Here is a 13,692-nt window from a genome sequence, read left to right on the forward strand (position 1 = left end):
TCAAAAGCCTCCGGACGTAGAACAGCATTTTACAAATAGACGTTTAACACAACGTTCTATGAAAAACTTGTTGAGAAATATGCAACAGCCTTTGGAAAGCCGGCTTTGACGGTTCATTCTTCTTTGAGGCATTCATTTGCCATTATTTAGACAAAGGGCATAAATTCATGAACCTGGAGGATGCGAGAGTCGATCAAACCGGCATATTAATTGTGTCCATTGAATTTTAAAAACGCCGAACTCGGAATATGAGTTCGGCGTTTTAGGTAGATTATACGACGGAGGGGTGGGAGTTAAAACTACAAACTCATGTCCAGGGACAAGAACTTGACCGATTACCGTAATGGACAAGAACATCGTCCGATTGCCGATTAGATGTGTACTTAAGTAAAAAGTACATAAGCCCTCATTAGTACCAAATAATTTTATATAAGAACATTCACATTAAAATATATTACTTATGTAACATTTCTCAAAGAAAGACTTTTAAATTATAGTTCTCTTTTTTGTCTCAAACTCTCAATAAAAACAGGTAGTGATCTCGATAAACTTAATGGAGCGAGTAAATGAAATAATAATTGCTTCTCGATCGTGTATGCGATATATTGCATATAAGAATAATTGTAATGAGGATGAAAACAATGCCAATACCTAAAGATTTTTCCTTACCAGTACGTATGTCCGCAAAAGAAAGAGCGTTTTCTCAGATTCAGCGATGGATCATTGATGGAACACTGCAACCAGGTGAAAAGCTTATTGATGCGGAAATGGCTGAATCGCTTGGAGTCAGCCGGACACCGATTCGGGAGGCATTTCAGTTACTCGAAGTTCAAGGCCTCGTGTCCATGCATCCAGGAAAAGAAACAAAAGTAACGAATATTGAGAAAAACGATATTTTTAAGATGTATTCAACCATGGCTGCTCTTCAGGCTTTGGCTGCTGAAATTACCGCCAAAATTATTGTTCCAGAACAGATTGAGAAACTAAGATCACTAAATTTGGAATTTGCAAGTTCCATTAAGAATGGCCAAGTTTATCAGGCTATGGAGGTGGATGAGCAATTTCATAATTATATTGTGGAGCTCTCAGATAATCCTTATGTAGCTACATTTAATACATCTCTTCAGATTCACATTAGGCGATTTAAATACGTATTTTTAAAACAACCTATTAAGGCTACACTAGCTTCAGTTGAAGAACATGATCAGATTATTAAAGCTTTTGAAGGCAAAAATAGCAACGATGCCCATAATTTAATGAAACAAAATTTTATTCGACCGATGCAGGAACTGAACGAAATACTTTGAAATGAGGGAAGAAACATGGAAACTAAAAAAGATCTTCGCATTCGAAGCAAGGTAATCAGTGAAGGTGCTAACCGGGTACCGAACAGAGCGATGCTGCGTGCAGTTGGATTTCAAGATGAGGATTTTAAAAAGCCAATGATCGGAATAGCAAGTACGTGGAGTGAAGTAACACCGTGTAATATGCACATCAATGATTTAGCGGTGCAAGCTAAGCGGGGCGCACGTAATAACGGCGGTGCCCCACTAATTTTTAATACGATTACCGTTTCTGATGGGATCTCGATGGGGCATGGCGGGATGTTGTTCTCGCTACCAAGTCGGGAAGCTATAGCTGATTCGATTGAAATTGTGACCGGAGCCGAGCGTTTTGACGGCGTTGTTGCAATCGGTGGGTGTGACAAGAATACGCCTGCATGTTTGATGGCTATTGGACGGATGAATATTCCTTCTGTTTATGTATATGGAGGAACCATTCAACCTGGTAATCTCGACGGTAAAAAAGTGGATATCGTTTCAGCTTTTGAAGCCGTTGGGCAATATCAAGATGGAAAAATAACAGACGAACAATTGCATAAGGTCGAATGCAGTGTTTGTCCAGGTCCAGGGGCTTGTGGGGGGATGTATACCGCTAATACGATGGCCGCAGCTGCAGAAGCAATGGGTATGTGTTTGCCTGGTTCATCTTCGACATCAGCTATCTCAGCGGATAAAGCATTGGAATGCGAAGCAGCCGGTAAGCAGGTCATCTCACTTCTTGAACAGGAAATCTACCCAAGAGACATTATGACGAAGAAAGCATTTGAGAATGCGATCACCGTTGTTATGGCTCTAGGGGGATCAACCAACGCATTTCTCCATCTGCTAGCTATTGCGCACTCCGTAGAAGTGGATTTAACCTTGGATGATTTTGAACGAATTCGCTTGCGTGTTCCTCATTTGGCAGATCTGAAGCCAAGTGGCCAGTATGTCATGCAGGATTTGAATGATATTGGTGGTGTTTCCGGGGTAATGAAGCTATTGCTCGCTGAGGGATTACTTCATGGGGATTGCCTCACCGTAACTGGTAAAACGTTGGCGGAGAATTTAGCGGAAGCTGCTCCACTACAGAATGATCAAGAGATTATACGTCCACTCAATAATCCGCTCAAACCAAATGGACCACTGGTTGTGCTTCGAGGAAACCTAGCTCCTGAAGGCGCTGTTGCCAAAATGTCAGGCATGAAGATACAACAGTTTTCCGGACCGACAAAGGTCTACGATAGCGAAGATGAAGCGACAGAAGCGATCATGAATGATGAAATTCAAGAAGGGGACGTATTGGTCATACGCTATTGTGGACCGAAGGGTGGACCAGGTATGCCTGAGATGCTTTCCGTTACAGCACTCATTGTAGGGAAAGGTCTCGGTGGGAAAGTTGCTCTCATAACAGATGGTAGGTTCTCGGGTGGCTCGCATGGATTTGTAGTCGGCCATGTATCCCCTGAGGCACAAGTAGGTGGACCGATCTCTTTGCTCCAAAATGGAGATATTATCACCATTGATAGCGACATTCAGGAAATTAAGGTTGAAGTGCCAGAAGAAGAGTTGGCCGCTCGAGCGCAAGCTTGGGTACAACCGCCACTGAAAGTGAAATCCGGTGTACTTGCCAAATATGCTAAATTAGTTTCCTCTGCTTCAAGAGGTGCAGTAACAGATTTGATGGAATAGACAATTAAACATTGATGCTACATATAAAATGGGAGGGGAGAAGCTACTACAACGAATGCATGAAGCGTGCTAAACAAAAAAAACGCCATTTAGAGATCAAGAATGTCGCAAGAAAAAGATGAAGAATTTAGTTTCATCATTCGAAAATGAAGTGCACCCCTTAGAATAGACATTGGATTAAACCCCTGAGTTTAGCCGATGAAATTCTAGGGGGTGTATTTTTGCTTGTACCGTTTCTCGACTTTCATTAATTGGGGGTTCGCTACGAATAGCAGGCAGGTTCCGGCTAGTGCAGGAATGTTTGGATGGAGTAAATATACCTGTCGAGGGACAAGAACATGGTCCCATTGAAGTCGCTAATTTAGCGGCTTTTTTATTTTATCGGTACAAGTTCTTGTCCCAAGCAAAGGACAAGAACTTGTACCGATTGCCGGAATTGACAAGAACATAGTCCGATTGCCGATTAGATGAATATCTAAGTATTCAGGTAAAGGTTTTATTGGGACAAATACACACTATACAATTGTCACATCACGATGAAGCAACAGCGTTTCTGAGGGTAAACACAGGCTGCCAAGCATTAAAAAAGCGAAATTTCGTAATGAAACTAGCTGTTGAAAGACACGAACTTGTTCCCATTTCCGATTAGATAAATATCTAAGTGTAGAAGCGAGTCTCTTTTGAGCGATTAACAGACTACGGGTTGGATTATGAATAAGAGACCAGCTTCAACGCTAGGAGAGACTTCCACTTGAACTGTAATCCCATTTGAAATAGATAAAACAAGTTCGTTAACAAGCACTTTAGCAAAGAAAAGGGGAGGAAGCCGAATGTGATTTTGGATCAAGGGGCAGATACCGTACTTAGTGCTGATTTGTCATTGTTAGGGACAAGAACTTGTACCAATTGGGCATATTAACTAATTTTTTTAAGAAATCAAAAAATGTTAATTTACGGAGCAAGTTGAGTGTGTGATAACATTGGTTTAACTTATGCCTGTTGGTGAACCAGGTGGACCTAATCTTGAACCAGGGGTTGATTCACTGGATCATCCTGCTTCTGTAAGCGAGAGATTTTTAGAAATTGGGAACAATGTATTTATGTGTTACAAAAAAGAAGACACAGGATTTGTAAAAATGCAAAATCCCAATATTGATTATGGAGGCGGACTAAAAAGTATTGCAACAGCTCTTAATGGTGACAAGGATATTTTTATACGGTTTTCTTCTTTAATCCCAATAGAAAATTGATGGAGTTAAATGGTAAACAATATACTGACGATTTAAAGTCGTTTAGAATGATACTTGATCATGTGAGACCGGCTCTTTTCTAATTAATGATGGTGCGGAGCCCGCTAATAGTGATGCAGGGTATATAACAAGAAGGTTATTATGAAGGGCGATTAAAAAAATAGGTATACAAGGAAGTTTTGTGGGTGAGTTGTCTGAAGTTTATATAGATGAAGCAATAGCTGTATGAAGAGTAGTTAGTGAACTCTTCTACAAGGTCGTAAGACGCCGACATCATTTAATCCACTCATGGATTGATGATATGAAAGACCGATTACAAACGTTAGAAGAACAAAAAGCATTATTGGAAGAACTCAAAGCATCGATACCTGATTCGATCACGCAAATTTTCAGTTTGAATACCAAATACAAGACCTAAAGGCTAAGTTAGAACGAGTAACCGGCAATAAGTTACCTTATCGATGTGCACAATGAGCAAACATCCGAATCATCTAACTCTGGGGAATTGTGATTTTTGACAGCCATAGTTTGGAAAATGAAACCTTGTCCATACAAAACCATAATGGTTATTGTTGGACAAGGTTTCTTCATATTTTCTTATATGGAGCTTACGATTCGTACAGATAACAAGAAGCTAGAGGGATAAGCTAACAGGACGTCGGCAACCCCAATATTAATTGGGGTTGTTTAATATCTTTAGTTTTATAACTGATCCTGGACTGGAAATGTCTGAAATAACTAATCCCGAGTCACTGTTATTCCACAACCTACTTGAAGGATTAGTACTCCCAGAAATAACTACACCATCTTTCTCGGAATATAGATCAGTACCATCACCAGAGTTAACGTCATTTTCCAAGTCGGAATTACCATCTGCTTGTAGAAGTGCACATTGATAATGTCTATTGGAGCTACCTGTCTGTAATTCATTAGAACCTAAAGTATCACAGTGATACACAGCCAGACCACTGGAAGGGAGATATTTATCTAGATTTAAATTTGTGCGATTTTCTAAAATAAAATATTCATTCTCGCTATGCGTACTATACATGCAAATTGTGTTATATTCACCATGCTTTATGGAAAGTTCTCCGTTTATCTCATTAAGATTAATAATATTAGGAGCCCACCCTACAAGCTCTCTTAGATAAGAACAAACTGGAGAGGGGGTATGACCATTATCTAAATGATTACCTGAACCCATTAGACAATACATGCCAATACCACTGCTCTTGATATTGTCTCCATCACGTTCACCATAATCATACATATCAGGGAAACGTAAAAGTAAATGGCCTGTCTCATGACAGAATGTCCCAATACTTAGATCACTTTTATTCCTCCCCATACTTGTAAGCATATATAAATCAATTTTATATCCATTGTAGTTTAAATTAGCATTACCATTGTGGGGCCAGAGGTTCCCTTCATAACTTGTTCTGCCCGCATATAAAAAGTTGATGGAGTCTACAATTTTAGAATTAGTTGAATCAACTGCAGAAAGGTCAACATTGAGATCATTTATTATTATATCTAAAGCATCTTTCACAAGAAGATTACGTTTATAATACTCTACTGTATTAGGCAAGGTTATAGGTCCAATAACCGTGTTTTTATAGTCGAGTTGGTTAGATGATATAATTTTGAAATATTCATTTATCGAGCAATAATTTCCATTCTCCTTATAATTCTCTCCATTTAACATCTCATTAATATCGTCGCTGGTGACAGTAGATTTGAGGTCTTGGAAATCAACGAGTACTGTCAACCCATTAATATTCCCTTTAGCGAGGGACCTTCCTTCGAGAAGTCCCTTATTTGGCCCTAAAGTTTTATTCGTATTGTTTTCATGTGGATTACTTTCACTGGAAATAAGTTCATTGTATTTTTTATTGAATTTACCATTTTTTACAACAGAATTTTCTAATAAGTGCACTTCTAAATCAGCTGGTGGAGGAGAAGTAATATCTATTCCATTTGAAGTCAGAGCACCATTTACCAAGGAAGCATAACAAAACTTTTGTAACTTATCATCATATATAGCTGTATAACCCTCCAGTGACTCATACCGCGCGTAAAACTCATCTCCATACACTCGAAGTTTTATTTCATTATTGTTCTGTGTAAAAGTTAAAATCTCACCATCTATGTAGCTCATCCAAATCTTACCTCCATAAAATTAATTTACTTATATGGTTCTCCATCTAAGAACATTTATTCTTAGTAAAATTAGTTATTACAGTTCCACTAACGTCTTTGTGTTTCCTCATCTATAAGCGCCATCAAAATTCAAATTTTCTTGACCTTTGTCAATTTCACCACTGCCAACAATGTATAATTTATGATCTGTTTATTAATAATAATTTTGCGAATATATTGAATTAGGAGGATGGATAAAAACTGAAAAGATGGCATCACGATTAAAGCTATCTTATAGTACTACTAAACACTTAGAGGAATGGAACAGCTTAATTTGGGTTATCCACATTTGAAATAGCAAAAAAGGATAAAACATACGGATGGACAGTCAGAAGAAAATTTCTTTGTGAAGGTGGTATACAACTGTGGCGATTTTAATTAGAGAATATGATGCACGATTGCGATCAATGACAATTGATGCTGATCCAGATAATCCAGAGAATTTTGTTACTGATGATTATATAGATTTTGGTGTGCCTATTAAATCATGTTGGACCGCATTAAACACTTTCAGTATTGATTTGCCTAACTACAAAGATGAGTCTGGAAAAATAATAAACATTTCAAGTAGCAATCTGACTGTAGGATTGCTTGTAAGAGAAATAAATAACACATTTGCTAGGATCAATACAGTAATTTCAATGAGATCACCTGAGCTAATTGAGAAAAAGTTAAATATTACAGGGCTAGTTAGTTATATCGCTTTTGCAGAAACAGTCGATTAAAAAACACAGTTTCCGTTAGATGTCTCTAGATTAAATGACGGTTATGATGGCACGCATATACGTGCCATCAATGAATCGCAGCTTTTTCTAGGCAACATGAATTCGTCAAGAGGAACTTTATAAACCCAAGTTGCACAGGATCTTCCTGAATCTGAATTAAGCAATGCAAAAGTATTCAAGTGGTTTTGACATAAATCTAAAACTCATTGTGAAGCTTGATTTTAAATTTAATAAGGAGGAACTTACTATGGCAAAACTTAAACAATTTGATCCACCTGCTTTTCTGGAAGACATGAATGAAGAACAAAAGAATCAATGGAGTGATTACATATCAACAAGATTTGACGTGTGCATTTCAGAGGTCGAATCCGAAGTTGGAGTCGGAAAATGTCAATTTTACAACCCTGTAAAGATAGATACTCCAGAAAATTACCTTACCAAAACAATCCGTTGGAAGGCATTCCCAAAACTGATCGCGGACAAATATCAAGATAATTGGGAGCTAGCTTATAAAGAAGCAGAGGAGACGTTAATTCAGAATGGAAAGTATATTTATCGCCCACAGGATGAATATTGTGAATGGCATGTAGAACGTGATGAACAAACGGGTAGGCTCAAACGTGTGACGTTTACATGTGAAGGAGAAGAATATTGGAAGTCCCTGGATCAAGATAAAATTGTAGAACTTTACAATCAATATATAAAAAATGGAATCTCTAAAGAAGAGTTATTTATGAATGAAGAGTATAACCCTTACAATGCATGGAATACCGAAAAAGGCAAGATGCATTTAACTCATGAGTCCAATACACTTTCAGCTGAAATTAATATCGCTGCCCGTGCTACTGTTCTCCGAATAAAAGACGGCAACGAAATAAAGGCATATGATGAGTTGATTGAGTGTAGTGACTATGGAAACGCAGGACGTGCGAGCGATCCACTTATTGGGGGTATCATAAATGATTTCGCACGAGATAAGTACTTTATAACCATACAAAATCCTGTTGCTCTATATATTGATGATTTAGATACAAATGGGTGGAAAACTAAGTCTGGTACCGATCCAAAAACATATTGGAAAATAATCAGAGGACAAGATGGATCTAGTGGTGAGGAAGTGCTAGGAGTCAGGGCGGTCTATGAAATTCCAGATGGAGAAGAAGTTTTAATTGACGATAAACCGATTCGTTACGGTGGTCAGGTTGCTCGGTTCATTGATATTAAATTAACGGGCATTGTATGCCGTAAAGGCGAGGCAGACAATGTGCAGCATCAGTGTCCAGGAAATACAGCTGCAGTAGCTGAAATGATGATACATCCAACAGATATGCAGCGCAGTAGACGCAATTAAATTATGAAAGGTTGAGATGGATGGTAGAGCAATCTGAACCGGTCTTGGATATACAGGATATCCAAGGAAATATTTTAGCCGGATTTAATAAAGACTTTCAGAACTTTCTATTTCTCAAGATCATCCAGCCTCAGCAGACTAAAAAGTGGTTGAAGGAACTTCTACCCGAGATTTCCTCTCTGGAGGAAGTTTTGCGTTTTAATAATTTATTTAAGTCGATGCGTGAAAGACTTGGTGGTCGAGATCCACAAGGACTAACATCAACCTGGATAAATGTCGCATTCACTTATGTTGGACTTGAAAAACTAGTTCCCGATGAATCAGTACATTTTACAAGCGAAGCTTTTAAAGATGGCATGCCGAGAAGATCTCTTGGAGATCGTTTGAACCCGGAACAATGGGAATATGGAGGATGGAACAACTATCCAGACTTTGTACTAATCGTTGCTAGCGATAATGAAAATTTTTTGCAAGAAAGAGTAAACACTATAAAGAAGATGATTTCCGAAAATGTAGGACTTCGCTTAATTCAAGAAGAAGTAGGACGAGTTCTACCAGACAAGCCAGGGCATGAGCATTTTGGGTTTAAGGACGGGATCTCGCAACCAGGGGTAAGAGGGCGAATCTCTGATGGTGATCATGATTACCTGACTCCAAGACTCATTGACCCTGATGAAAAGAGATCTCTTTCATTCTCGAAACCAGGAGAACTGCTCATTTGGCCAGGGGAATTTGTATTTGGATACCCAGCACAAGGAGCAAGGCCTCACCCTGATGATGATATCCAACCCCTACTCAAGGGACCTGATATGTACATTAATGTACCAAAATGGGCTCGTAATGGTTCATATTTGGTTTTCCGACGATTACGCCAAGATGTAAAAGCATTTCAAGATTCTTTAAAACAAATTAAAGTGCAGACCGGACTATCGGAGGATCTCATTGGAGCCAAATTAATGGGACGATGGCCAAGTGGTGCTCCTATCATTCGTTCTCCAGAGCACGATCAAGAAAATATAGGAAAGGATGCGTATGAAAGCAATCACTTTTCATACAATGAAGTGGAGCCCCCAATCAAAATGAGTAAGGAAGTAGGCGGACGAGTAATAAGTGGCGCAACGAACGATAGACTTGGAGGAATATGCCCTTTTTCAGCACATATACGTAAAGTCAATCCTCGGGATATGGGTACTGATTTAGGTTCTGCAGAGCAAACACTACTTAGACGCATTATAAGAAGAGGTATTCCATTTGGAAGATCGTTTAATGAGGTGCCCGAGGAAGAAAGAGGATTATTGTTTATTTCATATCAAACATCCATAGAAAGACAGTTTGAGTTCTTGCAAAAAACTTGGGCAAATAATAAGAAAAATCCTCCGGGCTCTGAAGGAGAAGATCCTATAATCGGACAAAATACATCAACTGATCGGAGTAGAACATTTGTATTAGAGCACAAAACACTAAATTTACAAGAGTTTGTAACGATGACAGGTGGGGGTTACTTCTTCCAACCTTCAATTAGTGCAATTAATGAGATTATCACTAAACACGTATAAGGTAATAGCAACAACTTTAAAGCAAATTACTGTTATGGTCGTTCACCTTAACCTGGTAATGGTCGTTTATTGTCGAGGGACAAGAACATTGTCCCATTGAAAGTCGCTATTTTAGCGGCTTTTTTATTTTATGGGTACAAGTCTTGTCCCAAGCTAAGGACAAGAACTTGTACCGATTACCGAAAAAGACAAGAACTTGATCCGATTGCCGATTAGATGAATACCTAAACATTGATCATATGCACTTAAAACCGATCAAAGTTCAGACATAATTTTTGACGATGATGGATCAGGGGAAATTGCTGATATTGTTTCTATTAAAATTGATATGCAGCATAGAAAAATTATATTTCATCTTTATCATTGTAAGTATTCACACGGAGAGCATCCCGGTTCTCGTGTCTCAGATCTATATGAAGTTTGCGGCCAAGCTGAAAAATCAATTGTTTGGAATGATAATGTATTAGAAATAATACAAAGAATGATTGAAAGGGAAAATTCGAGACAGAAAAGCTATGGTGAAACACGATTTGAAAAAGGGAACTTACAAACTTTAAATATGTTAAAAAAGATGGTGAGAGCTGGTTATGAAACAGAATTTGAAATTTCTATTGTCCAACCAGGAGTATCAATATTAGCGATCACAAACTCTATGAAACAAATTATCCTAGCAACAGATACTTATTTAAAAGATACGTTTGGTTTACGTTTGACATGCTTTTTTAGTAATTAGTTGGATATTTGTGGCTTACAAAGACATAAAAAAGAGCGTGCAACTGTAAGGAGTTGTACGCGTAGTTTATATTTTATAGGATTAGAACCGTTTAATATATACAACTGGGTAGTAGAATTTTTAGGTTTAGGACAAGCTGGACTTAGATGGCTTAATAAGCCAAACCCATAATCCTTTCTAATTAGAAAAAGTCTATAACTTGCGAAATAACTGCAATCTCTAAAGGTATCAACATTCAAAACTGTCTCTCCGATATAAGGAGTAATAAAAATTGGAGGTATAAACATAGCTTATGAGAATCAATGCAAAATCTATACTACTCTTTCTTAGTATAATTCTCTTATTCTGTGCGTGCTCAGAGAAAGCAAGTAGTAGTCTCCATGTTGAACTTTCCGTAAAAGAAGATTTCGATAAGGATAGCCGACTCCTTTTCACCGGCACCACTAATTTACCAAATAGAATGAAACTTGTTTTATCTATAACAGGTGAAGATGGATTCTCAGCTCAGAAAGAAGTTGAAGTCAATAATGGTAAGTTAGAAAGTGAGTTGATTTCTAATAATGGAGCAGGGTTAGTTCCTGGAAAGTATAGCCTTCAAATCACGTCTCAAGCAGGTATCATACAACCTATTTCAGTTCAAAACATAATTGGTAAACAAGGTGAGAATCTTGAGGGTGAATTTGTTTTGTCCCAAGAGACTCTTGGAAAAATGATCGGATATACGTATTCTTTTAGCACGAGTGATTCTCAGACCGCAGCGACCGAGAGCGAGAAGGTTTGGGATGAGTTAAATGGCTATTTAGCCACAGGACAATACGCTCTCATAACGGAGTTTATTGATAAGATCCAAACAACAGATCAGGATCTCCAGATGATGTATCACTTTTCAAAATATCATATCTATGGCCAAGCTGGAGATGATAAAAAAGCATTAGAGTCCTTATATAGCATCCCTAAGAACTATAAGGGTCGAAATGAGGATTTGATTAATTACTACAAATATTTAAATGATTTTTACAAAGATGAATCTCCTTTTAGCTTTAATGATTACGTAGCACTCTACAGAAAAAACCGAATTACCCCAACCTCCTTCGCATATTATGCAACTAAAAGTGAACAATTCGGTGATACTAAAAACAGTGATGCTGACACAGTTTACAATTATATGATGAAGGAGTTCGATATCTTAACGGATTACGGAAACAATTACGTTCCTGAAATACACGATCCCATTATACTTGAAAGAGCTAGTACACATTTTGGAATGACATTGAGTCAAGTAGATGAGATTTTTATGAATCGAGCAATGCAATTACCGTAATTTGTAGCAAATCACAAAAACGAGATCTTCTTATGTGAAGATCTCAAATGTTATAGCTTTAAAAAGTGGAATGTATGAAACACGCGAAACAAAAATCTGCCAGCCATAGGATCAAGGATGTCGCCAGCAAGATTGTGCTGAGAGAGGATTAAAGGGTGTCGAGGAACAAGAACATAGTCTCATTGAAGTCGCTATTATAGCGGCTTTTTTTGTAGAGGGACAAGGACATTATTCCATTGCCGAAAAGGACAGGAACTTGGTGTCATTTCGGATTAGATAGTAATATCGAGGATGGTTTACAAATAGGCCATCTTGGACTGTCACTAAGGTAGATAGGTGATATCCGTCAGAAGAGCGAGACCAGGGATTCTTTTCATGCAGTCTCTCTATAAAAGGTTAGGTAATGTTAGGTGCTCCTGAGCCGCCTTAACCATCCGTTTGAATGGTTTGGGTTTCAGATGAAGACAGACCAAACCGAATTTCTTTATCAATCTGCGAATTCGTTTGAGATTATACACGATACCAAACTCATGATGAGCGTCATTTTGCTGGAACGTGAACCTTTCTTAAAACCTGGGCGATGAAAGGCTCTCTTCACCCATTTAAAGACATCTTCATCGCGCTGAGCCTGCTTTAAGCGTACCATCTGCTGCTTGAAGATAACGATAGTAGCCGGATCTGGAGACCCCTAAAAGCTCACAAAAGTACCGGGTCATCCGCTTCAAACCTTGGCCTACGGCTTGTTAACAGAGTTCAAAATCTTGATTTTCATAATACTACGATCACAAATTCTATCTATAACCTTGAAATATATGGTATTGTTGTACTAGAAATTAGAAGGAGGGTAGACCTAATGGACTATATTATTTTTCTGCTGATTATTGCTGCAGTTTTTGTGTTGTCTATATTAATTCTCATCTTGTCGAGAAAACAAAAGACTATCGTTGTATTTGATAAGGAGGATTACGATCTAAGAGATATCACTTTAGGTGATATTGATAGGATGGGTGACGGCTCAGGTTTTGAAATGTACCTATACAGATTATTAATCGAGCTAGGCTACTCCGGTGTATATAAGACTGTGGGTAGTCGTGACTTTGGAGCTGACGTAGTTTTTACTGATCCGGATGGAGTCAGAAATGTCATCCAAGCCAAAAGATACGCTGTAGAAAATCCGGTAGGCATTAGTGCCGTTCAAGAAGTCTTCTCTTGTATGAGATACTATAAGGCCAAAAAAGCGGTTGTCATTGCAACAACCAGATTCACAGATTCATGTGAAATGCTGGCAGGTATCAATTATGTGAAATTGATTGATCGAACTGACTTATCCAACATTATTGAGGCCTTCAGGGCTGGTGACACCCTTGAAGCACGTAAAATAATCGAAGCGGAACCCAGAAGGTTACTTGATTCCTGGTCAGAGACAAATTCAACTACGCTGCATGAAGTTCGTAAGGATTACAAGGCCGAGAAGTATGTAAAAAAAGTGATGAGTAAATGAGAATATATATTATTATCCATGGGAAGAGGAGGAAGGGATATT

Annotated in this window: 10 protein-coding genes; 9 read left to right on the plus strand and 1 reads right to left on the minus strand. The window is 38.2% G+C overall.

Annotated elements, in window-relative coordinates:
- Positions 1 to 641: 641 nt before the first annotated feature.
- From MHI55_RS17290 to MHI55_RS17300, 3 genes are all read left to right on the plus strand, one after another.
- A complete protein-coding gene (locus tag MHI55_RS17290) occupies positions 642 to 1,307 on the plus strand; it encodes a GntR family transcriptional regulator (protein ID WP_339186988.1) in 666 nt (221 codons plus the stop codon).
- Between the two features lie 15 nt (positions 1,308 to 1,322).
- Entirely contained in the window at positions 1,323 to 3,014 is a 1,692-nt protein-coding gene (gene ilvD / locus MHI55_RS17295) for a dihydroxy-acid dehydratase (RefSeq protein ID WP_339186986.1), read from the plus strand.
- A 992-nt stretch (positions 3,015 to 4,006) separates the two neighbouring features.
- Complete coding sequence (locus MHI55_RS17300; protein ID WP_036673671.1) at positions 4,007 to 4,264, plus strand: hypothetical protein; 258 nt, start codon at positions 4,007 to 4,009, stop codon at positions 4,262 to 4,264.
- A gap of 673 nt (positions 4,265 to 4,937) precedes the next feature.
- Here MHI55_RS17300 and MHI55_RS17305 read toward each other — a convergent pair.
- Entirely contained in the window at positions 4,938 to 6,422 is a 1,485-nt protein-coding gene (locus tag MHI55_RS17305; protein ID WP_340386449.1) for a M6 family metalloprotease domain-containing protein, read from the minus strand.
- Between the two features lie 406 nt (positions 6,423 to 6,828).
- Here MHI55_RS17305 and MHI55_RS17310 point away from each other — a divergent pair, with 406 nt between their 5' ends.
- The 6 genes from MHI55_RS17310 (at position 6,829) to MHI55_RS17335 (ending at position 13,650) form a co-directional block, all read left to right on the plus strand.
- Entirely contained in the window at positions 6,829 to 7,188 is a 360-nt protein-coding gene (locus MHI55_RS17310; RefSeq protein ID WP_036673674.1) for a hypothetical protein, read from the plus strand.
- A gap of 247 nt (positions 7,189 to 7,435) precedes the next feature.
- A complete protein-coding gene (locus MHI55_RS17315) occupies positions 7,436 to 8,539 on the plus strand; it encodes a hypothetical protein (protein ID WP_051449947.1) in 1,104 nt (367 codons plus the stop codon).
- 20 nt (positions 8,540 to 8,559) lie between these two features.
- A complete protein-coding gene (locus tag MHI55_RS17320; RefSeq protein WP_036673677.1) occupies positions 8,560 to 10,095 on the plus strand; it encodes a Dyp-type peroxidase in 1,536 nt (511 codons plus the stop codon).
- Between the two features lie 328 nt (positions 10,096 to 10,423).
- Positions 10,424 to 10,828, plus strand: a complete 405-nt coding sequence (locus MHI55_RS17325) for a hypothetical protein (protein WP_036673678.1) — start codon at positions 10,424 to 10,426, stop codon at positions 10,826 to 10,828.
- A gap of 292 nt (positions 10,829 to 11,120) precedes the next feature.
- A complete protein-coding gene (locus MHI55_RS17330) occupies positions 11,121 to 12,149 on the plus strand; it encodes a hypothetical protein (protein WP_036673680.1) in 1,029 nt (342 codons plus the stop codon).
- 853 nt (positions 12,150 to 13,002) lie between these two features.
- The gene (locus tag MHI55_RS17335; protein WP_036673682.1) at positions 13,003 to 13,650 is read left to right on the plus strand and encodes a restriction endonuclease; all 648 of its coding nucleotides are present in this window, start codon (positions 13,003 to 13,005) and stop codon (positions 13,648 to 13,650) included.
- Positions 13,651 to 13,692: the final 42 nt, after the last annotated feature.

Source organism: Paenibacillus sp. FSL E2-0151 (assembly GCF_037993015.1).
Lineage (GTDB): Bacteria > Bacillota > Bacilli > Paenibacillales > Paenibacillaceae > Paenibacillus > Paenibacillus amylolyticus.

Bases quoted from the DNA above. Each gene is read 5' to 3' on its own strand.
- MHI55_RS17290 (WP_339186988.1), top strand. From the start codon at position 642: ATGCCAATACCTAAAGATTTTTCCTTACCAGTACGTATGTCCGCAAAA.
- ilvD (WP_339186986.1), top strand. From the start codon at position 1,323: ATGGAAACTAAAAAAGATCTTCGCATTCGAAGCAAGGTAATCAGTGAA.
- MHI55_RS17300 (WP_036673671.1), top strand. From the start codon at position 4,007: ATGCCTGTTGGTGAACCAGGTGGACCTAATCTTGAACCAGGGGTTGAT.
- MHI55_RS17305 (WP_340386449.1), bottom strand. From the start codon at position 6,422: ATGAGCTACATAGATGGTGAGATTTTAACTTTTACACAGAACAATAAT.
- MHI55_RS17315 (WP_051449947.1), top strand. From the start codon at position 7,436: ATGGCAAAACTTAAACAATTTGATCCACCTGCTTTTCTGGAAGACATG.
- MHI55_RS17320 (WP_036673677.1), top strand. From the start codon at position 8,560: ATGGTAGAGCAATCTGAACCGGTCTTGGATATACAGGATATCCAAGGA.
- MHI55_RS17325 (WP_036673678.1), top strand. From the start codon at position 10,424: ATGCAGCATAGAAAAATTATATTTCATCTTTATCATTGTAAGTATTCA.
- MHI55_RS17330 (WP_036673680.1), top strand. From the start codon at position 11,121: ATGAGAATCAATGCAAAATCTATACTACTCTTTCTTAGTATAATTCTC.
- MHI55_RS17335 (WP_036673682.1), top strand. From the start codon at position 13,003: ATGGACTATATTATTTTTCTGCTGATTATTGCTGCAGTTTTTGTGTTG.